21 protein-coding genes are annotated in these 23,047 nt (G+C 45.9%); 3 read left to right on the plus strand and 18 right to left on the minus strand.

Going from position 1 to position 23,047, the window contains the following annotated elements:
• Positions 1-43: 43 nt before the first annotated feature.
• Positions 44-433 carry a PaaI family thioesterase gene (locus MKY41_RS05975; RefSeq protein WP_340744172.1) on the minus strand — a complete coding sequence of 130 codons (390 nt, stop codon included), beginning with the start codon at positions 431-433 and terminating at the stop codon, positions 44-46.
• A 56-nt stretch (positions 434-489) separates the two neighbouring features.
• Positions 490-2,379: a sigma 54-interacting transcriptional regulator gene (locus MKY41_RS05980; protein ID WP_340744173.1), complete on the minus strand. Its 1,890-nt coding sequence runs from the start codon at positions 2,377-2,379 to the stop codon at positions 490-492.
• Positions 2,380-2,645: 266 nt separating this feature from the next.
• On the opposite strand from MKY41_RS05980, the gene rpoN reads away from it, so the two are divergent.
• Positions 2,646-3,992: an RNA polymerase factor sigma-54 gene (gene rpoN, locus MKY41_RS05985; protein ID WP_340745644.1), complete on the plus strand. Its 1,347-nt coding sequence runs from the start codon at positions 2,646-2,648 to the stop codon at positions 3,990-3,992.
• A 50-nt stretch (positions 3,993-4,042) separates the two neighbouring features.
• On the opposite strand, the gene MKY41_RS05990 is transcribed toward rpoN, so the two are convergent.
• Genes MKY41_RS05990 through MKY41_RS06000 form a run of 3 tightly spaced genes read right to left on the minus strand, consistent with a single transcriptional unit; the run spans position 4,043 to position 8,749 of the window.
• Positions 4,043-4,678 carry a hypothetical protein gene (locus tag MKY41_RS05990; RefSeq protein WP_340744174.1) on the minus strand — a complete coding sequence of 212 codons (636 nt, stop codon included), beginning with the start codon at positions 4,676-4,678 and terminating at the stop codon, positions 4,043-4,045.
• A 4-nt stretch (positions 4,679-4,682) separates the two neighbouring features.
• Positions 4,683-5,123, minus strand: a complete 441-nt coding sequence (locus tag MKY41_RS05995) for a hypothetical protein (RefSeq protein WP_340744175.1) — start codon at positions 5,121-5,123, stop codon at positions 4,683-4,685.
• Positions 5,124-5,128: 5 nt separating this feature from the next.
• Positions 5,129-8,749, minus strand: coding sequence for an AAA family ATPase (locus MKY41_RS06000; RefSeq protein ID WP_340744176.1), 3,621 nt, complete (start codon positions 8,747-8,749; stop codon positions 5,129-5,131).
• 258 nt (positions 8,750-9,007) lie between these two features.
• Between MKY41_RS06000 and MKY41_RS06005 the strand changes: the two genes are divergently transcribed.
• Both MKY41_RS06005 and MKY41_RS06010 read left to right on the plus strand, forming a co-directional pair.
• A complete protein-coding gene (locus MKY41_RS06005) occupies positions 9,008-9,478 on the plus strand; it encodes a general stress protein (RefSeq protein WP_041074381.1) in 471 nt (156 codons plus the stop codon).
• 142 nt (positions 9,479-9,620) lie between these two features.
• Positions 9,621-9,797 carry a hypothetical protein gene (locus MKY41_RS06010; RefSeq protein WP_173426008.1) on the plus strand — a complete coding sequence of 59 codons (177 nt, stop codon included), beginning with the start codon at positions 9,621-9,623 and terminating at the stop codon, positions 9,795-9,797.
• Positions 9,798-9,886: 89 nt separating this feature from the next.
• Here MKY41_RS06010 and MKY41_RS06015 read toward each other — a convergent pair whose 3' ends face one another.
• From MKY41_RS06015 to ltrA, 13 genes are all read right to left on the minus strand, one after another.
• On the minus strand, positions 9,887-10,582 hold the full coding sequence (locus tag MKY41_RS06015) for a DUF421 domain-containing protein (protein WP_340744177.1): 696 nt from the start codon (positions 10,580-10,582) through the stop codon (positions 9,887-9,889).
• Positions 10,583-10,721: 139 nt separating this feature from the next.
• Positions 10,722-11,084: a general stress protein gene (locus tag MKY41_RS06020; RefSeq protein WP_340744178.1), complete on the minus strand. Its 363-nt coding sequence runs from the start codon at positions 11,082-11,084 to the stop codon at positions 10,722-10,724.
• Positions 11,085-11,240: 156 nt separating this feature from the next.
• A complete protein-coding gene (locus MKY41_RS06025; protein WP_340744179.1) occupies positions 11,241-11,792 on the minus strand; it encodes a DUF420 domain-containing protein in 552 nt (183 codons plus the stop codon).
• A 125-nt stretch (positions 11,793-11,917) separates the two neighbouring features.
• Positions 11,918-12,322 carry a YugN family protein gene (locus MKY41_RS06030; RefSeq protein ID WP_340744180.1) on the minus strand — a complete coding sequence of 135 codons (405 nt, stop codon included), beginning with the start codon at positions 12,320-12,322 and terminating at the stop codon, positions 11,918-11,920.
• Positions 12,323-12,385: 63 nt separating this feature from the next.
• Complete coding sequence (gene bluB, locus MKY41_RS06035; protein WP_340744181.1) at positions 12,386-13,036, minus strand: 5,6-dimethylbenzimidazole synthase; 651 nt, start codon at positions 13,034-13,036, stop codon at positions 12,386-12,388.
• Positions 13,037-13,370: 334 nt separating this feature from the next.
• Positions 13,371-14,330 (minus strand): formylglycine-generating enzyme family protein, encoded by a 960-nt coding sequence (locus tag MKY41_RS06040; RefSeq protein WP_340744182.1) that lies wholly within the window; start codon positions 14,328-14,330, stop codon positions 13,371-13,373.
• Between the two features lie 30 nt (positions 14,331-14,360).
• Complete coding sequence (locus MKY41_RS06045) at positions 14,361-15,734, minus strand: FAD-binding oxidoreductase (protein ID WP_340744183.1); 1,374 nt, start codon at positions 15,732-15,734, stop codon at positions 14,361-14,363.
• A gap of 13 nt (positions 15,735-15,747) precedes the next feature.
• Positions 15,748-17,277 (minus strand): tripartite tricarboxylate transporter permease, encoded by a 1,530-nt coding sequence (locus MKY41_RS06050; RefSeq protein ID WP_340744184.1) that lies wholly within the window; start codon positions 17,275-17,277, stop codon positions 15,748-15,750.
• Positions 17,278-17,297: 20 nt separating this feature from the next.
• A complete protein-coding gene (locus MKY41_RS06055) occupies positions 17,298-17,774 on the minus strand; it encodes a tripartite tricarboxylate transporter TctB family protein (protein ID WP_340744185.1) in 477 nt (158 codons plus the stop codon).
• A gap of 78 nt (positions 17,775-17,852) precedes the next feature.
• Positions 17,853-18,875, minus strand: a complete 1,023-nt coding sequence (locus tag MKY41_RS06060; protein ID WP_340744186.1) for a tripartite tricarboxylate transporter substrate binding protein — start codon at positions 18,873-18,875, stop codon at positions 17,853-17,855.
• Between the two features lie 19 nt (positions 18,876-18,894).
• Positions 18,895-20,343, minus strand: coding sequence for a sulfatase-like hydrolase/transferase (locus MKY41_RS06065; protein ID WP_340744187.1), 1,449 nt, complete (start codon positions 20,341-20,343; stop codon positions 18,895-18,897).
• Positions 20,344-20,369: 26 nt separating this feature from the next.
• The gene (locus MKY41_RS06070) at positions 20,370-21,158 is read right to left on the minus strand and encodes a GntR family transcriptional regulator (protein ID WP_340745645.1); all 789 of its coding nucleotides are present in this window, start codon (positions 21,156-21,158) and stop codon (positions 20,370-20,372) included.
• A gap of 288 nt (positions 21,159-21,446) precedes the next feature.
• Positions 21,447-22,733 carry a group II intron reverse transcriptase/maturase gene (ltrA, locus tag MKY41_RS06075; protein WP_340745601.1) on the minus strand — a complete coding sequence of 429 codons (1,287 nt, stop codon included), beginning with the start codon at positions 22,731-22,733 and terminating at the stop codon, positions 21,447-21,449.
• Positions 22,734-23,047: the final 314 nt, after the last annotated feature.

Consider the following 23,047-nt stretch of genomic DNA (forward strand, 5'->3'; position numbering starts at 1 on the left):
AACAAATTCAAGGGTGTTCGTTTTATTATTGAACACCTTGCCACTAAATCATATACGTGACAAGCCCTATAGCCACTTCTTGTCCTTTGTCATTCTCAATGACCGCTTCACCTATAGCAAGTGACTTTCCTTTTTTCACAATTTTCCCTTTTGCTATTAGCTTTTCTCCATTGGCTGGACGTAAGTAATTCAATTTCATTTCTACCGTGACTCCTGCTTTCCCCTTTTCCAAAGTGGATCGCAAAGCTGCCCCTACCGCCGCATCGATCATGCTGGCGATCACGCCACCGTGCACATTGTTGCGACTCTGTGTCACTTCATATTTAATGGGTAATTCCAATATGGATTGGCCCGAGTCAAGCGCCACTTCCTTTAATCCGATATGCTCCCAATATGGGTTTTTCACCATTTTATTTTCATGTGCTGCGTTCAATTGACATTCCTCCCCTCTCTTGAAAGAAGTAATGCAATTAGCGTGCCAGAATGGCATTACGAATTCATTTTTTTCCATAAAGTTGTTCGGCTTATCCCCATCTTTTCAGCAACAAGTGTACGATTATCGTCATAGCGCTCCATCATTTGTTCAATTATTTGCTTTTCAATTTCTTCCATCTTCCCGGGTTTCACTATGAAAACATCGGAACTCGACGATGATCGTTCACTGATTTCGGTCTCTTTTACAATGTCCCGGATAAAGTCTTTTTCCATAGCGGGAGTCAAATTTCTAATGATTAGTCTTTCAATCACATTTTCCAGTTGTCTCACATTCCCTGGCCATTCATATGTTAAGAAAAAATCTTGCAGCTCTTTTGAAAAACCTTCAAATGTCTTGGATGAATTTCCTTTCTGTAACAAGTGGTTTACAACGATCGGAATATCATCTTCCCGCTGGAAAAGCGGAGGTATTTCCAAGTGGAGTACACTTAATCTGAAATATAGATCCAACCTGAATTTCTCTTGCTGCACCAAGTCCCAAAGTTTTCGGTTGGTCGCCGCAATGATCCGGATATCAACAGGTGTAACACGGTCTCCTCCGATCCGCATCACTTCTTTTTCCTGGAGGACTCGCAATAGGCGCGTCTGGATATGCGGCGGAATTTCGCCTATTTCATCCAAAAAGATCGTCCCCCCATGAGCTAATTCAAACAACCCTTGACGACCGCCTTTATTAGCACCTGTGAAAGCCCCCTCCGCATAACCAAAAAGTTCACTTTCCAATAAGTTTTCTGGCAACGCTGCACAGTTTACAGCTACAAAAGGTCCTTCTTTTCTATTACTCGCATTATGGACACTTTGGGCAATCAATTCCTTGCCGGTTCCGCTTTCTCCGATAACAAGTATGGTGGAATCTGTTGTCGCATACTCCCGCGCTAAATGGATGACTTTTTTCATTTTCTGGCTATTGTGGGCGATATGATTAAAGTGGTAGCGTGCCAACAGTCCTTTGGAATGTAAATCCCTACGGATTTTGGTTTCTAATTTCTGGATTTTACTTACTTCTCGATAAGTAATGATGGTGCCGATCTGTTTTTGATCTAATTCAACAGGCTCATATGTAATATTGATACCGCCCTCTGTAAAATTCCCTTCTCCACTGTAAAGCTTAGGATTCCTTAACGATCTCCTTACTTTGTCATCTTTAATCTCATCTACTTGCTTGCCAATTAATGTGTCTTTCTTAATTTGAAAGATTTTTTCAACTGCTGTATTGCAAGATTCAATTATTCGCTTTTCATTCAAGAAGAGAATTCCGTCTTCTGACAAGTTAATGAGAGCATTAAGCCTTTCTGTCTCTTTTTTGATAATAAATCTATCATCCGCAACCTTTTTAGCCAATAACAACGTCCTTTTAATCGATCTCTCGGATATTGTTAAATACATACTTTTCATTCCATATTCTTTAGCTAATGCCGCAGCGCGTCTTCCTCCCCCAACGACAACATCCATCCCCATCTGTTTAGCTTTTTTCACTTGTAAAATCAATTCCTCCGAGGTCTTATAAGGAAGGATCGTTACGTCGAAACCAATGAAGTTTATAATCTCATCAAAATTGACTAAAAAACCCTCCTCCGGATACGCTATAAAACAAATTTTATCTCCATATTTTTTTGCTTCTATGAATGCTTTTACAAAATCAAAGTAATCTGTATCACTGTAAACCAATGGCAAGTCAACTAATTTGCTAATTTCATTGGCAGTTCCCGCCCTGCTGACTACTACCTCATACCCCCCGTTATCTATAATTCCCTTCACCTCAAGAGCTGCTTCCCTCAAAACCCCCTCCACGACTTTTACAGTAAAGTCTAATTGGTTCGATACTTGTTTGATCATGGAAGCCATTTCAGGGTATCCTGCAGTCATGATAATTTTAGGTTTCATAAAAGCCCTCCTCATAAAATCTTTTTTATGAACGCGAACGTTCAATATATTAACAATCAATTAACTGTATATTATTATTATTTTTATTTCAATACGGTTTGTGGGTGTCTATTATACTTTCCAAAGAAAGACAGCTAACCAAAATTACATTGACGAGCCAATTCGTGTATGCTAAATTAATAGTCACGTAATAGTCAAAATTCATTGTATAGTTCGCCTTCTATTGAAAACGGTTACAAAAAGGAAAGGTGGAGAAACCTTTGCAAATGAATGTCGGTTTAATGCAAAAACAGACGACCCAACTCGTGATGACGACGGAATTACGGACCGCCATTTCGCTCTTGCAACATTCCGTGTTGGAGCTATCCGATTACATATATGAACAAGCGATCAGCAATCCTCTGATCGACTTGGAATCCACACCATCCAAAGATTCGATCATCGAGCGTTCTACATTGCGCACGAGTAGCAAGAGCAGCTCGGAGTCGAATGATTTCTCCCCAATCGATCATCTAAATTTGGAGAGGAAAACATTGCAAGACTACTTGTTATACCAAGCCGGGTTGACCCCATATCCCGAATCGGTCAAGGCAGGAATTCGGAATTTCATATATTCTATTGATGAAAATGGCTATTTGGCGGCACCATTGGATGAACTTTGCATGGAATTGAAGATTTCAGCGGAGGAGGGTAACCACATTCTTCGGCTCATCCAGGAATTGGAGCCGGCGGGGGTCGGTGCCCGATCGATACAGGAGTGTATCCAACTGCAATTAAGGAAGTTACCGGAGCGGAACCCGCTGGCGGAGCGTATCATAGCAGAACATTTTGATGAGTATTCAACTCGCAGATGGAATGACATTGCGAGGAAACAGAAGGTGACGTTGCAGGACATTCAGTATATACATGATTTGATTCAGACATTGGATCCGCGTCCGGGCGCAAAATATAATAGTGACATTACGAACTATATTGTGCCGGAAGTCTATGTACTGAAAGAGCCGAACGGGCTATCGGTCATCCTGAATGACGATTGTATCCCGAAAGTAAATTTAAACAGCGGTTATCTGGCCCTGCTGCAAGACAAGCAATCAATGGACTATGCCTATCTCAAGGAAAAGTACGAAGAGGTGAAACGGATCCAGCAAAGCCTGGCCCAGCGGCACTCCACTTTGTATAAAGTGGCTAAGGCTATCGTGGAGCATCAGGAAGACTTCTTTTATGAAGGGCTGAAAGCATTGAAGCCGATGACGTTGAAGCAGGTAGCGGATGAAATTGAAGTCCATGAATCGACCATCAGCCGGATTACGACGAATAAATACATGGATACGCCGCTTGGGGTGTTTGAATTGAAATACTTCTTCACGGCAGGCCTCGGCGCAAACGATGCAACTAGCGGGGAAGTCTCCTCTTCCTATCTGAAGGATTTGATCCGAAAGCTCATTGATGCAGAGGACAAATCCAAACCGTATTCCGATCAAGATCTCGTCTCCATAATCGAAAAACAGGAGAAGGTTTCTCCTTCCCGGCGAGTCATTGCCAAATATCGGAACGAGTTGAACATTCCTTCATCCTCCAAGCGGAAACGATTTGCCGAAGTGCATTGTTACTAACCCGAATGAAAAATGTCCGAAAAGGCGATTGCCTCCGGACATTTTTTTCGTTACCGCTGTAATGTATACGTATTAAATTCACCTTCGGGCGCGCTATTAAAATAACTCGTTCCGTTCACTTCATAGCGGACGGCATAGGTAATGCCTCCCCCTCCGTCCCGTATCCCTTTCACCTGGATCGTTCCGACTGTCGGCACGGTCATCGCTTTTGGTTTGTGGCGGATCATGAACGGTTCAGATGTCGGGAGCCCGTCGACGAGCACTTGAACATAATCGCCATCCTCCGCTGCATAGTCCCAAATCCAAAGTTTTGCCTCGTCCCCTCCGAATGAATGCTGAATCGTATAGTCTTGCTCCCCGATGTTTTGATCATCTCTTAACAGAATCGTGCCGGCGGAAACACCCGTGGACACTTTAGTCTCCAAAGCGTTGCGTGCCGCTTCGGAAGACTCCGGGGTCGAGGAATTCCAGAATACGAGCATCCCGAACCCGATCGCAAAGCTCATTAGTCCATACAGTTTCAATGGACGGTCATTGCGCTTCCGGATTGGTTTTTCATCTGTTTCCGGGGCGCCCCATGAACCGTCTTCCCCGAAGCGCGGCCTGCCGTCGATCCTCCCTTTCTTTTTCGACGGCTTCCTTACTTCTTCCAGTTTGCTCCTCAAGTCTTTTTTCTTATCAGTCATTGTCCTACCTCATTTCCACAGAGCTCACCGGCTTTTTCCGGAAATAAATGCTCATTGCCAATCTCGCCCCAATGATGAATACGATCATGAAAATGGTGAAGAGCAGATGGCGCGTCTCATTCGATATTTCATATCCCGTATTCAAGATCATCAACGCCACGTTCGCTATGATCAGATTTATGAAAAAGATAGAAATGAACGGATAGAGCCAAGGCAAGGCCCGGTACATCCGCCGCAACGCCGGCACGAGCATCGAAATCCCGATGAACAAGCCGGAAATGCCGATGAGTGCTATGGAAGATTGTGGTCCCGCAAACCCGGACGCGCGGATGGACTCGACATCCCATACAAACATAAGCGGGGTAAAGATCAAAATGAAAAAGACGAGAGACATCGGAAAAAGGAAATAGAGTATTGCCGCCACTGCAGCCAATTTGCTTTTCATCGATCTCACACCCTTTCCAGATCATCCGCTTGAATCGTCATTAATTCTTCCCTTGTCAGTTGCATATCGCCACTTAACCGGATCGCTTGATTATTGATCGCCCGCTCATACAAGTTTCGCACATAACGTCCATTTCCGAAATGCGATTCCTGTGACACTTCGGATAATATCTTTTCCAGTTTCTCCTTAGCTGGAGCATCTAGGACATATCCCCTGCCTTGGAAAAACTGTTCGGAAATCTTCATTAATTGATCCGTCGAATAGTCTTTGAATTCAATGATATTCGGGAATCTCGATTTCAACCCTGGATTGATGGCCAGGAACCGGTCCATGTCTTCGCTGTAGCCGGCAAGGATGACAACGAGCCGGTCGCGATGGTCATCCATCATTTTCACTAACGTGTCGATCGCCTCCTTGCCGAAATCATTCGCGCCGCCTTGCGCGAGGGAATAGGCTTCATCGATGAACAGCACCCCGTCCATCGCAGATAAGAGGACTTCCCTCGTCTTCATCGCCGTCTGGCCGACATAGCCAGCGACGAGGTCGGCCCGATCCGTTTCAACGAGCTTGTTCGTGCGGATGACTCCGATGTGATAAAGGACTTGAGCCACCGTCCGGGCGACCATCGTTTTCCCGGTGCCCGGATTGCCTTTGAAGATCATATGCATCGTCTGGGAATCATCGACGATCATTCCAAGTTTTTTCCGCTCGTTCTGCATACGAAGACGGGCATTCAAGCTGCGGATATAGTCTTTTACTTCATCCAGCCCGATGATGGCCGCCAATTCCGTCTCCAAATTGAAATCATTTTTCACCTTTTCCATCGGTTTGATATCCTGCGGGATGACCATCTGCATTTCTTCCGTCGGCACATCCGTTGTCGCGATTCGGGCAGACTGGTTTCTCGTTATCTCCTCTATATAGTTCCGGACCATGCGCCCGTTCCCGGAATCCACTGTCGCCTGCTTATGCATGAGGCCGACCTGCTCTTCCAACAATTGCTGCGCATCCGCCGCAAGCCGGAACCCTTTAGCCGAAATGATTTTCTGGGCGATGCGGAACAATTCATCCACATTGTAATCCGGAAACTCGATCTGGAGCGGGAACCTTGAAGCGAGCCCGGAATTCGATTTCATGAAATCTTTCATTTCCTTCTCATACCCTGCCAGGATGACGACCAACTCTCCGCGATAATCCTCAATCAATTTCACGAGCGTATTGATCGCTTCCTTGCCGAAGCTGTCCCCCTCCGATGCCAATGCGTATGCTTCGTCGATGAAGAGGACACCGCCAAGCGCCGAGCGGAACACTTCCTCCGTCTTCTTCGCCGTCTGGCCGACATATTGGGACACTAGGCCGCCGCGGTCAACTTCCACGAGATGGCCGGATTTCAACATGCCCATCTCCTTGAACATATCTGCGACGAGCCTGGCGATGGTCGTTTTCCCTGTCCCCGGGTTTCCGCTGAACACCATATTGAGCGATTGCGTCGTATCCACCTGTAAACCAGCAACCCGTCGCTTCTCTTCCGCGATCAACAGCTTATGCTGCATTCGAACAAAGTCTTTCACTTGCGAAAGCCCGATGATTTGCGCCAAGGCCGTTTCCAAATCGAAATGTCCGCTCTCCTGGAAATTGAAATCTTCATATCGAAGTTCATCTAACTCGGCTGACGGGTCTTCATTCAACCGCTTGGATTGGTTCAGGATGGCGCTTTCCACAATATTGCGCACCAATCTTCCGTTGCCGCTGTCGTTGCGGCCTTTGATCTGCTTTTTGTCGAATAATTTAATAAGCGCTTCCTGGCAATCCTCCGCAATCCGGTATCCTTTGCCGCGAGCTGTAATCCGGGCGATTTCCCAAAGCTCCTCCGACGTATAATCCTCGAAATGGATCAGATTTGGAAAACGCGATTTCAAGCCGGGGTTCACTTTGAGGAATTTTTCCATTTCATCCCCATAGCCGGCCAGCACGACGACTAAGTCATTGCGATGATCTTCCATCCCTTTGACGAGCGTGTCAATCGCTTCCAAGCCGAAGAGATCATGCTTATCCCGGCAGAGCGCGTACGCTTCGTCGATGAACAGCACTCCGCCGAGAGCCGATTTGATGACGTCATTCGTTAATCTTGCCGTCTGCCCGACATATTGGCCGACGAGATCCGCCCGTGTCACCTCCCGTAACTGGCCGGTCGATAAGACACCGAGCGCTTTTAAGTATTTCGCGACGATCCTGGCGATGGTCGTCTTTCCTGTCCCCGGATTGCCGGCAAAAATCATGTGCATGGAGACACCTGCTGAGCGAATCCCTGCCAATTCGCGGCGCTGCTGGATTTTCAAATGGTCTTCCAGTTGGAGCACGTAGTTCTTAACAGCATCGATTCCGACAATGGAGGCTAATTCCCGCTTCACTTCCTTAATGCCCGCGTCCATTTTTTTCGGCAATAGCTCCGACAGCTGGTGAGTTTCGCCATTGATGACCGCCGTATACCCCATTGCGGATTTCGCAAGCGGCACCGTTTCGTCCAAATTTCCCGGATTTCGCAATTTATACTCAGCAAGCGGCCGGAACAATTGTTCATCGACAAAATTCTGTAATCCGTTGACACCCGTCGAAGTCCTGAATTGCTGACTCGTCTCCTGAAGCACCCTTTCATCCCAGTCAATGAGGATGGCCAGCTGCACGAGGCACTTCTGCTTCAGTCCCTCTAGAAGACGTCGGGTCAGTTCCCGCAATTCCATCTCCGAGAACGAGGACGTCTGCGTGATGTCGCCGACCGCCCCCATGAACTTGGTGCCGAACACCTCAAACACATCTTGCTCACCTTTTTCAGATGTGAAAATGAAGAACTTGCCGTTCGCCCCCACTTCGCTAATGGAATTTTGCACAAGCATCCCCGTCGCTTCCACCAACGCATTATTCTGGAAGACATACCTCGAGCTCAATGCATACGTCCCGGTAATGGCCAGTGTCGAGATGACGTCGATGACACTTGAATGGCCTTTCTCGAAGTTCTCGAACAGGACCGCATCCGATTGTCCGTAGAGGCATTTATATAGATCCGATAAAAATAACGGGAACTCGGAAACTGTCGTGTATGAAACGAGATCCATCTTCATGACCGTCTCGCTATTGGCCAGACGATGCTGTTTCATATAGTACATCGTCCGGTCGATGCTCGTTTTCCGACCGGTCCCTTTATTGCCGAGAACAAACAGGACGTTTTTCGGTTTCGTTCCGTCAAAGCCGGTGATGAACGGTCGTTGAAACGCAATCATCAGCTGGTCGAGGAAGTCCTCCTGTCCGACAATGTCATGGGCCAGATAGGAGCGGATCCCCGCAAAGATACCCGGGATATCGGAGCCGGTCCACTTCGTCCGATCCTTATATTGATAAGCTGCCGTATCGCCTTGCGGCTGTTTCGCCATCCGGATGGTGCTATCCATAGCCGGTGCCACGGGAGTCGGAGCCGTTTCTTGTTGCCCGCCGCCGGTCATCGTCTGCTGCTGATGCAGTTGCGTACCCGCTTGCGCACGATTCCGTTTTGCGAGAAACCCTTTCTCCTTCATCACTTGAACGATCTGATATTCCGGGAGAAGGAACTTGATGACTTCCACTATATTCATTCGCATCGATGCCGCCTTTCCTAGCATTCCATAATTCTATCCACTTTGAATCCGAAAGTTTTCCTAAGCTCACAAGGGTGCTCCCCCATGGTTTCTATCTATTATAATAGGTATGATCTTTATTTGTAAGGAACGTTTCATCTATCGTCCCTGCCCTAGTCTTGTAATACGGATGACCTAACGTAAATGTTTCAGATTGAGTGGGTGGGGTATTTTCTAGAGTAGTTACACTAGACAAATTTTCAGGAGGCGATAGAAATGGTACAACGACATGTAGTAGGTTACTATAATACAGAAACAGAAGCGATTGCAGCGATCGAAGATTTGAAAAGGCAAGGGTACACTTCTGATGAAATCTCGGTCGTCAGCAAGCATAGCGAAAATGTTGATCATATTGCAGAAGAGACCGGAACGCATGCTGCGGACGGCGCGGCAACGGGTGCCGCAACAGGCGGTGTTCTCGGCGGCCTAGGCGGTGTGCTGGCAGGACTCGGCGCTTTGGCAATCCCGGGAATCGGGCCGATTGTGGCAGCCGGGCCGATTGTCGCCGGAATCACCGGCGCGGCTGCCGGAGCTGGAGTCGGTGGATTGGCTGGCGCGTTGATCGGAATGGGTATTCCAGAAGAGGAAGCACATCGGTATGATGATTATTTCAATGAAGGAAAGATTCTCGTTCTAGTTGATGGAGATTATCGCCGCCCGACTGATATCGATCGACCGCTTGTCTGAATAAAACATATTACAGAACCGCTCACTCATTAGGTGGGCGGTTTTATTATGGAAAGAATTCCATAGAAGGTTGTTCAATTTTTTCATTGATTGGGAATCATGTTATACTGATTGAACTATTGATACAAGGAGGAGATCGGGGATGCAGTATAGCAAAGTCAAAATGGAGCAGCTTGTGAAAAATGAGCCCGAATTAACGAAACGGCTAAAGCAGGTGATGAAAGAATTTGAGATGGAGAAGAGCTTCGCCTTGAAAGCAATTTATCATTCGGAAGTGAAAGACGGGGGCAAATACCAGAAGGCTTATCAGGAACTGTAAAGACAAAAGGTCCAAAAAAGTGTCAATCTTAGCAATGAAGCACAAATACGAGGGAACAAAGCGGATGCTTCATTCCCTCGCGCAGTGGATCAGTCAAAATTTGCCGTTTGTTCATAAGTCCGGATGAAAAAGCCTTCGGTGGACGACCATTCGCAATATAAAATGTCACGCATTGCCCTGTGACCTAATTTCTGCAATTCGCTCCGCAGCCAGTCCTCCGTTTTTCCGATGAACTCGAGCACTTCCGGCTTGATTTCCCCCTCATCCACTAACAGGACGGACGGTTCCTCTTCCGCTTTTTCGATATTCAAATCTTGGAGAGTGACGGGTTGGTAGGCGGCGTATGGATTGATGGAGATATCACCTCCGGGCTCGATGTATAAATCACGGACTTCGCGCAACGAGAAGATGCCTTGCTGGCGAAGCATCGTCCGTAGCTGCTCCATTTCCAATTGGTTTTTCTCCAGTAGATTTTTATTGATTTTGCCGTCCGCAATGAGTTTGTCGGGCGAGCCTTTGATCCAGATTCGTAATGTATTGGAGCGGACGACGAGTTTTTCGACAAGATAAATCGCCACCGCCCAGACGGCCAGCGAGAATAAGAACATGGGAATGGTGATTTTCGGATCGTATAACGTCTCCTCGAGGATTCCACCGAACATGAGAAGATAGATAATATCATAGGGGGTCATTTCAGCAAGATGCTTCTTCCCCAACAAGCGGAGCACGATGATGAATGCCAATAATCCGATGATCAATTTTGCTCCATTGGTGAGATATTCCACACTCCCCTACCTCCTCTACTTCTAGTTACTCTTGTTTTACCCCTAATTAGCTGTTTAGCAACCTGGAAATAGATTGAAAGGTGAGCGAAAAAAACAGCCGAAGCGGGGGGAACTCGCTTCAGCTGTTTGGCGATGTCCTTTATTTGTCGTCCCTTTGCCGGGCACGGGCTTCGCCGCCTTTGCGGCCCGCCTCCTCTTGGCTCATCTTGCCATTGTTGTTATCATTGTCGTTTTGGCGCGCCCGGGCTTCTCCGCCTTTACGACCGATTTCTTCGTAGAATTCACTGTCATGGTTTTTCGCAGTCGCTTCGCCGCCTTTGCGGCCGATCTCTTCGTAGAACTCATGGCCATGTTTCTCGGAAGTCGCTTCGCCGCCTTTACGGCCGATTTCCTCGTAGAACTCACGGTCATGATTTCTCGCAGTCGCTTCGCCACCTTTGCGGCCTGCTTCTTCTAGAGACATTTTTCCACGGTTTTGGTTGTTATCATTGTTTCGTGCCATAGTATGAATCTCTCCTTTTTTTATGTTATTTCTTACACTCTATGTTTATCCCGGAACGCGTGATCTAAACACCATTCGGCAATCTGTAACAGTCGTAATAAACGTCATTTGATTGAAATAAAAAAATCAGCCACTGGGTATGCGGCTGATTCGGTATCAATAATAAGGAGAGATTAAGATATAAACGAGAACACCAGTGAAACTGACGTATAGCCAAATCGGCATCGTCCAACGCACAATTTTCCGGTGCCGTTCATGTTCCCGGTTCCAGGCACGGGCGACGCTCGTCAACGCCAATGGCACGATAGCTGCGGCTAATAAAATATGGGTGATCAACACAAAATAATAGATTGCTGCCAAGATCCCTTCCCCACCGTATGAAGTCGAGGAGGCCAAATAATGGAATGCCACATAGGTGACCAAGAAAAGAGAAGTCGTCACGAACGCTGCGTAGATGAAACGGCGATGGGCCGTTATATTCCGCTTTTTAATCGCAATCAAAGCGGCAACGAGGAATACAAATGTAAAACTGTTAAAAATAGCGTTCATGAGCGGCAGAATGGTGACGTCAAACGCGTCAAACTCTTCCACCCCCGGCATGCCGGACAGAACACCAATGGCACCGATCAAAAGAACTGAAACCGTGATGATGAACGGTTTATAATTCCGTTTCTTGAACGGCTTTTCATGTATGCTGGAATTGATCATTAAACTACACTCCTTTACCTCAGTCCAAATTTCAGTTTATCACATCCGGACTCGGTAATCGGTGTATAATTTTCAACTTTTTTCAGGTTACGAACCACTCGCAGAGAGTGCGAGTGGCCGGCTTTTCATAAATAATTGGAAAGCTGCTCGACGGCTTGTTCCCCGATGTCAACCCATTTGGTTTTGTCCTCGATGTGGCCATCCGATTCGACCGGCTCTTGAAATTGATTGAAAGAGGCAGTCAGAAGCGAGCTTTCATCATGATCCAACCCGATGTTGACGACATGCTTGATCAAATAAGGAGTTTGAAAAGCGATGGTCGCTCCGTAATCATCAAGCCGCCCTTCTTCTACGGTAAACGGAATCCGCAAGTAAATCGTCTCGCCTTCCTCACGGTTCAGCACGGAGTCGAAGCACCCTTTGTCGTAATCCCAATTGCCACCGAGTCGATAGCCGTCCTTGCTGAATTTATCGTGGACGTCCCCGAACAGAGCCGCCTTGCCTTCCAAGCTGGTTTGCAGTTTCAACATGTTCCATCCGCTCCTTCATGAATGCTACCCTTACATTATTCGCCATTCACGGATGAAACATACTTAAGCTTTTTGCGCATTTCCCCATTTGTTGCCGAAGAGCAGATGCTCTAGCGATTCGCGGCTTCTCCAGTTCGCCAGTTCAAGGATCGGCTTTTCGGGATAATCCTCGGTATAGCCGATCGACAATAAGGCGACAGGATCGATATGCGGCGGGATGTCCAATATATCCCGAATGTCATTTTTCTTATAAAAACTGACCCACCCCATCGCCAATCCTTCCGCACAAGCGGCGAGCCACATATTTTGAATGGCGCACGCGGTGGAGAGGATATCGGTTTCCGGTATGGAATTGCGACCCAGTACATGGGAGCCGCCCCTTGTCGGATCGCACGTCACGCAGATGGTGAGCGGCGCTTCTTTCAATCCTTCGACTTTGAGTCCGAGGAATTTCGTCTCCTTTTCTCCTTCGTAATGGATGGCCAAAGCCCGTCTTTCCTTGTCCGCCGCCCAAGCCAATTTCTCCTTGACCTCCGAATCATCGATCAAAATGAAATTCCACGGCTGCATGAACCCGACCGAAGGCGCATGATGGGCCGCATGCAGGATACGATGGATCTTCTCTTCCGGCACAGGCGTCGGCAAAAATGTACGGATATCCCTTCTTTGATAGATGGCTTTATATACAGCTTCCATTTCTTCATACGTAAACATGGGACCCCCCCTTTTTCTTCTCTCTTCATTATATCAATAAAGGGCAGGATTACATCCGTGTCAGATTGATAATTTGAAAAATGCCAGCCAATCGAACAGCGAAGGGTTCGATTTGCCATATTTCTGCGCCCTTTGCAGAAATTAAGGCACGACTTACGAACAGCGAAGGGTTCGATTTGCCGTATTTCTGCGCCCTTTGGAGAAATTAAGGCATCCCATGTTTCCAAACGCTACGCATTTGGAACAAAAGAATTTTCGATTCCCGCTAGAGTCGTTGCCTTCCATTTCAAGCAACAGAAATCGCCAATGTTTGATTCATTAGTCCGCAAAGACTTCAGTCGATGTCCCATACACAGCGAAAACCAATGTTCCCGGATGAACTATCCGGCGTATTGGAAGTCCGTGCTGCCACGCGATATCGGTTGCAGTAGGAAAAGTGGCATAAATACGAGCCGCCGCGAATCGATCGGGCCATTCCAATCTCGGGCCCTTTTGGATTGTTCCGTCCTCCTTGCTCTTCTACGTTATTGACAAACCAATCCGAACACCACTCCCAAACATTCCCGACCATATTGTATAGGCCATACCCATTTGGATCATAGGAATCCACAGGAGCTGTGCCTGCATATCCGTCCAATTTTTCATTGGATACCGGAAACTCTCCTTGCCATATATTGCATCGGTGTTGGCCGTTTGAAGTCAACTCATCGCCCCATGGATAGAGTTTTTGTTCCAATCCTCCTCTTGCAGCGAACTCCCACTCCGCCTCAGTTGGCAATCGTTTGCCGGCCCATTTGCAGTAGGCGGCGGCATCATTCCATGATACGTGGATGACTGGATGATCCAATCTGTTTTCAATAGCGCTATCCGGTCCTTCGGGATGTTTCCAAGTAGCGCCTTCTACGACCCACCACCATGGGGTTGCGTGCACTTGTTGTGTGACAATGGCCGCCGTTTTCTTGCTGACAAAATGGTGAAATACGAAAGACCATCCAAATTGTTCCGCTTCGGTAATATAACCAGTATCTTCAACAAATGCTTTGAATTTTTCGTTTGTGACTGCATGGATGTCCATCTTAAACGGATTGACTTCCACTTTACGGACAGGTCCCTCCCCATCGTCAGGGAACGCATACTTATAATCCGTCCCCATCAAGAAAGTCCCTCCCGGAATATAGGCCATCTCCCCTTCTGTCAGGTAAATCGATTGCTTCACTTCCGGAGAAGCGATCTGTTGGATGTCCTGTGAGTATGAGGCTCGGCTACCTGCACAGCAACTTCTAATTGTATCCATAGGTCACCCCTTCTATAGATGTAGTCCGAATTAAAAAATCTTTCCTGGGTTCATTAAATTATCCGGATCTAAAACTTTTTTGATGTTCTGCATCACTGCCAAAGCGGCACCATGTTCAGTAGACTGGTATTTCTGCTTGCCAACCCCGACGCCGTGCTCGCCTGTGCAAGTGCCGCCACGCTCCAATGCGTACAGGACAATTTGTTCATTAATCTCATTTACTTTTGCGAGCTGTTCTGCATCATCCATGTCAACCATCAGAAGCGTATGGAAGTTTCCGTCACCGACATGACCCACTAATCCCGCTGGCAATCCGGCGGCATCCAACCTCTCACGGGCGAACAGCACTGCGTTCGCCAATTCGGAAATTGGGACACACACATCGGTAGTGATCATCCCCTTGCCGGGGTATCCATGCATATAAGCATACGCTAAGCTATGGCGCGCTTCCCATAATTGATTGCGGGCCGCGTTATCCTTCTCAAAGTCTATTTTGCTGCAATGATGGTCGTTGACGATATCCATCAAGAATTCGACATCCTGTTGCAGTCCCGCCTCGTTGCCATGGAATTCCAAGAAAAGGGTCGGCTTTTCCTCGTAATCGGTTTCGCTATGAAGATTTACTTGTTTCATGGAAGCTTCGTCAACTAGCTCCACCCGGGCAATTGGAATTCCGGCTTGCAATATGGAGACGACCGATTCAACGGCGTCTTTCATCGTCGGGAATGAAGCCCTCGCCGCCATGACATGCTCGGGAATCCCATACACCCGAAGCGTCAATTCTGTAATGCTGCCGAGGGTGCCTTCCGAACCGACAAACAGCCCGTTCAAATGGTAGCCGGAGGACGATTTTGCTGCCTTGTTTCCCGTATGCATGACGGTACCATCCGGCAATACGACTTCCAGATCCCGCACTTGATCACGCATCACCCCGTATCTCACAGAGGTCGTCCCGCTGGCGTTCGTTGCGGCCATGCCGCCGAGAGTCGCATTAGCGCCGGGGTCCACGGTGAAGAACAGCCCATGCTTCTTTAGTTCCTGATTTAATTGGGAACGTGTCACGCCAGGCTGCACCGTCACAAGCAGATCATCTTCCCGGATTTCGAGAATTTTATTCATCGATGAAAAATCAACCGAAATTCCACCATTCAAGGGAATCACTTGTCCTTCCAAGCCGGAGCCAAGTCCGAACGGAACGACCGGCACTTGATGCTGTTGAGCCACTTTCATAATTTTGGAGACGTCTTCCGTCTTAGTTGGAAAAACAACGACATCGGGCATCCTAGGTTCGTGATAGGATTCATCTTTACTATGTAATTCTCTTATAGTTTCGTTCGTTGTAACTTCAACATCCCACAAAGCGTTTTTTAATGATTCAACAATGTTTTTCGCTGTAACTTCCATTGGTACCAACTCCTTATGAAACAATTGATTTTCTCCTATTTCCACCGAGTTTCATGACTCTCGAAAGAAATCGCAACAACGGCATTAGAAGAATTGCCCCCGACAAAATGAGCAACGTACACGATATCGGGTTGACGAAAAAAATAGAATAGTCACCTTGCGACATGGAAAGAGATTGACGCAAGTTTTTCTCAACCATGGGCCCGAGAATGACGCCGAGAAATAAAGGGGCCAATGGAAAACCAGTTTTTCGTAAAAAATAGCCGAGAATCCCAAAGACGATCATGACGCCTACGTTAAACAAACTATTATCAGTAAAATAAACCCCGATAAAACAAAGTGCCGCGATAATCGCCATCATATATGGCTCGGCCTTTACAATAAGCGTAGCGAAGAAAGGGACGAGCAACACATTTAATAATAGCAGTAATACGTTGCCAATGAATAATCCGGCAAAGGCGGCCCAGACAATATCACCTGAATTTGTCAGCATCATCGGACCTGGCTGCAATCCCATAATCAACAGCCCGCCTAGCAAAACAGCCGCCGCTCCCGATCCCGGAATACCCAAAGCAAATGTAGGTATCAGTGCGCCCCCTACCGCTGAATTATTCGCGGCTTCAGCCGTCGAAAGCCCTTTTGAAGCGCCTTGCCCAAATTTGTCAGGCTCCTTGGATATCTTCTTCTCCAAGCCATATGATAAAAATGTCGCCAACACACCGCCTGCTCCAGGCAAAACTCCGATTACAAAACCTACAATAGAACCGCGAAGCATCGCGCCCAAATCCTTGATCATTTCTGACGTTTTAGGGAACAAACTAGAAAATTTTATTTTGTCACTGAGCGAATCAGCTTCTCCGACATTTTTCTTTCGTTGTTCAAAGCGGAAAAATGTTTCGGAAAGTCCAAACAACCCGATGGCGATTGCGACGATATGAATACCATCCCAAAGGTAGGGAGTTCCGAATGTCAGTCTCGCCTGGCCGGTAACAGCATCCAATCCGATGGTCGAAATCAATACGCCCATACTAACAGCAATGAGAGGTTTTAACGGTTTTTTCTCCAATACTCCGCAAGTCGCGATCAAAGTGAATAACATTAAAGCAAAATAATCCATTGGCCCAAACAACAAGGAAACTTGTGCTAACTTGGATGTCAAAAACACCAAACCGATGATTCCAATCAGTCCGCCGATAAAAGAAGCAATGGCGCTGATGGTCAAAGCAAAGCCGGCCCTTCCCTGTCTCGCTAATGGATAGCCGTCAAAAGTGGAAACGACCGCTGTTGCATCCCCAGGAATATTAATTAAAATCGCACTGATCCGACCGCCAAATTGAACCCCCATATACACGCACATTAATAATAAGAGTCCATTCAAACTGGATAGATGGAATGTCAGTGGCAATAACATCGCAATTCCCGTCACTGCGCCAAGCCCTGGGAGGGCACCTAGGATGGTTCCGAGCAGTACGCCTAAAAAGCACCAGAAAATAGCGGAAGGCGAGGATACAATAGTTGACAGTCCAGCAAGAAATTCAGTCATTCGAGGTCACTCCCTCATTGTCAGATAATGATGCTCCAAAACCCTTTGGGAATATGCAGCCCAAACCATTTCTCAAATACAAAAAATACCGATACGATAAAAATCGTGCTAAATAGAATAGAAGTTCTCCATGACATCTTTTCTATGAAATATAGAGTGAAAACAATGAAAATCCCAATACTGAGTAACATGCCGAGGATATCTGTCAGAAATAGACAAGCGACTAGTGAAACAAGAAAAATGAATTGCCCTTTCCGAATCCCTGTTAACTCCTCTTGTTCTCCCTGAACTTCCTCTTGTTGCTCTTTGTTTTTCGATTTGGTCGTTTGAATAAAATTAACAAGCAATAGCCCTAGTAATATTGCTGAAATGGCCGTAGGAAAAAAGCCTGCTCCAATCATTCCATTTCCTTTACCGAGTGGCAACATCAATGATAAAATGAGAAATATCGCCGCGATACCGATTAACAAAACAGTGAAATTCCGTTCGACCTTCATTCGCTCCACCACCTTCTAAATGGATATATGGATGGTCAAACAAGAAGGGGGGCCTTCCTGTTTGACCTGTTTACCCTATCACTGTAATGACTGAAGGTATTCTTGATATTCTTTCCCTTCGGTTTCTAAGTATTGGATATACTCTTCACTTTTATGGAACTCGGAAATCAATCCACTATCCTCTAAATACGTTTTCCATCCATCCAACTCGATCATTTCCTCAAATTTTGAACTCCAATAATCAATGATTTCTTGTGAAACGCCCGCACTTGCCACCACTCCATAATATCTTTTGGAAATTACGTCAATCCCTTCTTCTTGTAACGTCGGGACATCCGGTAAAAACTCGGAATGCTTGTCCGATAATACTGCGAGCGCTTTCAAATCGCCCGTTTCTATATAATCTTTCGCAACAATCGGGAGGAGCAGCGTGGCATCCACTTTGTCACCCAACACAAGGGAAAGACTTTCGGAAATTCCATCTGTCGAAACATAATTCAAATCATTCATATCGTAAGCTGTCCGTATTTTATTCCAAGTAAAGGCATCCTCCCCGTCTTGAGGGCCTACAATGCCAACCGTAATATTCTTTTCTTTCGTAGCATCCAAAAGTTCCGTAACTGTATTATATGGCGAGTTTTTTGGCACGACGATGAGGATTTCCGTATTTGTCAAAGAAGCGATCGGTTGCACATCTGAAAGAGTCGCTCCCAAACCTTCCGTCCATAATGGAGTCATAAAGCCGGATACTCCTTGAATGGTGTACATATCACCTTGTCTTTTCTTTTGCTCCATTAACGCCATTCCGCCCATTGCACCCGGCATATTATTGACGACAAATGTCTGCTCTACAAGTTTTTCACCACTGAGCAATTGTGTGATCTTACGGGAAGTCGTATCCGTTCCCCCGCCCGGACTGAATCCGACAAGAAAATCAATTTTTTCAGCAGGATAATTGTCCAGATTGCCGTTTTCCTTGCCTCCTGCATTCGCACCATTGTTCGTTTCATTGGCACTCGTGCCGCAACCTGCCAATAAAGCAAGACACGCAATTACACTAATAAATGGTAACCATAATTTTCTTCTGTTTTTACGTTTCATCCACATATCCTCCTCTTTTTTATTGGAATTGTTTCGGTGTCGGTGAATAAGGGATGGCAAACCCTGTTTGCAGTATTTTTTCCTTTCCGCCGTTCTCCTCGATTTTATTCGCTTGCGATCGCCTTGCTCGCTTGTCCAGCAACTCCGGATCGGCGATCTTTCTCAATTCCTTTTCACACTCCTCCAAAACAGATTGATACGCTTCAAGTGAAGCGAGATCTTCTTTTTCGCCTGGATCCTGTTCTAAATCGAAAAGCTGCGGCTCATATCCGACGTAATAAATATATTTATATTGTTTATAGCGGAGCATAAAATACGCCGTGCTGGAGTTGGCCGCATGATATTCACTGAACACAGTCCTTTCCGGATCTCTCTCTCCTGTTGCAATCTGGAATAAGGACTGGCCTGGCAAATCTTGATCTTCTTCATTCAAATTGGCACCAACCGCGTTCACAATCGTTGGGAAACAGTCAATTAACGAGACGTGGTTTTTCACCACTTTCCCTTTGGGCAAATCAGGACCTGACAAGATAAACGGCACTGAAACGGAACCTTCATACATCGTCGACTTGAACCAATGTCCATGTTCTCCGATCGTATCGCCATGGTCGGATGTGTAGATGATCCTCGTATCTTCAGCTAGGCCTGCTTCTTCAAGGGCTCCTAGCACTTTGCCGATTTGAGCATCCATAAAACTGCATAGCCCGTAATACGCAGCGACCGCTTTCCGGACGGCCATTTCATCGAGTTCATCATCCAACACGGTGATTCTCCGAATCTCCTGCAAGATCGGATGATTATGCCGCTCTTCCAAAGAATAATATTTCGGAAAAACCACGTCTTCCAACGGATACATTGAGTAATATTCCTCCGGTGCAATCAAAGGAAAATGCGGCGTACCAAATGACACGAATAACACCCACGGCTTATCGGAATCCCGTCCTTCATTCAAAATGAAATTTCTCGCTTCTTGTGCCGTGTTTTCATCGTATCGTGTATAAGAACTTTCGCCCGGTCCGGCATCTAAAATTTTTTGTCTTTCCTTCGGCCGATCTTCCATATCCTCCCGGATGAGTGAATAGAGATCCCCTTTTCCATGAACATGCATTGGGTAGCGCTGATCTGGAAAGCCGGTATCATCTTCATCATTCCGAAAATGAAGCTTTCCGATCGTTGTAACTTTGTAGCCTTGCTCCGTTAGCCGATGCCCCCAGCTCGGAATCGTGCCGTCATAAGGATGGGCATTGTCCCAGGACTCGATCTGATGAGGATAACGGCCAGTTGCCATACTTGCACGCGACGGAACACAGATCGGCGAATTGCAATAAGCGCTTTCAAAACGGACGCCATTGCTTGCCAGTTTGTCAATATTCGGCGTTTTCACCACAGGGTGGCCGTAGCAGCCTGTCATTTCTTTGTTATGTTCATCAGACATGATAAATAGTAAGTTCTTTGGTGTCGTTGACATTTATTTCAAACCTCTTTCCTTGAATATTAAGCATGCACATACAATTTCTGAGGCGGCCCATCGTTCGTATTGCTATTATTATTTCGTATATCAAATTTGAATTGATATAAATTGGGGCTCAAATACATGACCGTCGATTCGAAAAGGATATTCTCTTCCGTCAACGTGGTTCTTTCTACTTTCAATAATGGATAGCCGAGGGAAACATTTAGAATGCTCGTCAGTTCACTTGGAGCCGCCGTTGCATCGATTGAATATCTTGTTTCGAATGGGATGATATTCAAATCTTCTTTCAGCACTTCCAAAAATGAAGCTTGATCCATTTTTTCAGCCAATTCATCAGTAAAGCCCGTATCGGGAGAGATGTACGTCACCAACAGCCCTATCGGCTTCCCTTCCATTAAAAATAATTGATGGAGGGTATGAAGCTTGATGCCTGGTTCCAGACCAAGAGATTCCAAAATATGATTCGGCGGGTAACTCACTTCATGTTTGATCAACTTTCTTTCATATTCGAATCCTTGGGAATGTAACATCTCGTTAAAACCCTTAACGTGATTCATTTCAAAATTGATTTTTAGATTCTTGACGTAGATTCCCATTCCCTTTTTTGTCATCAAGAGCCCTTCATCCACTAAGACACTGATCGCTTTCCGAACGGTTAGGCGACTCACTTCAAAGATTTCCATCAACTCTTTTTCGCTTGGCAGCTTTTCATTATGGACAAGTTCCCCTTTTTGTATTTTCGTTTTAATAAAATTGGCAATTTGTTCATATAAGGGGATATCACTTTCACGATTAATTTTTATTTGAATCTCCTCCTAAACGTAATATGATGAGTTTAAGACCACTTATCTAAGTCTCTATCTTAAATCACTCCTTTTTACGGAAAACCCCTAACTTGTACTATCATGTATTACCTTGTTATGTCATGTTATACATTCTAAATAGGATGTATATGTTTGTCAACAGACTTTTTAGATAATTTATTACTTTCAGTTTCGATAGTTTTGCTAGTTAAGTTAGGGATGAAATCGAGTAGGAGGGAGTGATTAGCTCCCGACCTCTCACACCACCGTACGTACGGTTCCGTATACGGCGGTTCAATAACTTAAGTATCGACGCTCATACAAGTGATTCAGGTCTTTCAGACCCCACTTGGTGAGCGTTTCTGCTTTGATTGCTTTATGTAGAGTTTCGCTTTTGGAGACTCTCCAATATCCCTTTCGGGAATTTGATACTTTCCAAGCTTCTTCATGTAAAATTCCCAGCCTTCGTAACTGACGGTATTTTGTCCATATCTTCTTCCAACGTTTCCATATCAGTTGACGTAACCGATGGTTCAGCCATTGTGCCATGGATTTGATAAAACTTTTCATAAAGCCAATTCCATAGTAGTTTATCCAACCTATTGTCACTTGGTTGATTTCTTTGGCAATCTCGTCAAAGCGGCCCGGGCGATTCCGTTTGGTGATTTTCTTTAATTTTGATTTGAATCGACTTTTTGCGGAGTGATGTGGTCTACAACCCACACCTTTAGATGTGGAATGGAGGCAGAAACCGAGGAACTTGAGTTTGACCGGAGAACCCACCTTGCTCTTTTCTTGGTTCACTGTCAGCTTCAAATCATGTTCAAGGAACTTTGTAATGCTTTCCAAAACACGTTCCCCTGCTCGCCTGCTTTTCACGTATATGCAGAAATCATCCGCAAATCGTACGAATTTATGCCCCCGTCTTTCAAGTTCCCTATCTAATTGATTCAAATAGACATTGCTAAGAATCGGGGAGAGTACGCCACCTTGCGGAGCACCTTCTTCTGTTGGACTGATAAGTCCATCTTCAAGGATGCCACTCTTTAGAAACTTCCATATCAACTTTAGGACAATCTTGTCGTTTATGAACTCTTTTAGATATTCCATCAGCTTCTGATGATTAATGGTGTCGAAGTAGCTTTTTAAATCACAATCGACTACCACTCTATAACCTTGTTCATAATATGTGATGGATTGCTTAATGGCTTGATGCTGATTCCGTTTTGGACGAAAACCATAGCTCCTCTCCGAAAAATGAGGGTCAATGATTTTACCAATCACCTGATAGATGGCTTGTTGAACCATTCGATCCCGTACACACGGTATGCCGAGTTTTCGCATTGACCCATCTAACTTTGGAATTTCAACACGTTTTACTGGCAGTGGTTCGTACGAACCGTCTTTCAGCTTTCTAATAAGTTGGGTTCGGTATTTGGCTACATGACCTAAAAGTTCATCTACTGTCATTTCATCGACACCCGGCGCCCCTTTATTTGCCTTCACTTTCTTACAAGCGTTAAAGAGGTTGTTGATGTCGACTACTTTATCAATCAAATCGATACCATCCTGTCGCTCCATTTCTGTAAAGACAGGACTGCACGCTCCCGCATATTCTTCGGTTTCCAACCTATCCCTTTGCGGCCAGCCATCTGCCGATGTTTTCTGTGGTCTTTGCACTGTCTTTACCTCCATTTCATTTCAGGATTATTATTGTTCAGCCCTTCGTCCTTATGGACTACTATGGCTTCTGCTGACTTCTTACAGTTCAACCTGCCATCACTGACCGGTTTGTTCCTGTGGGATATTCCATCCCTCTTGTCGGGAACCCCTGTAAGACCTCCCCGGGTAAGAGCTATAACCTTCCTCCCATGTAACCGCTGCATTTACTGTAT

It is taken from the genome of Sporosarcina sp. FSL W7-1349, assembly GCF_038003045.1.
GTDB lineage: Bacteria > Bacillota > Bacilli > Bacillales_A > Planococcaceae > Sporosarcina.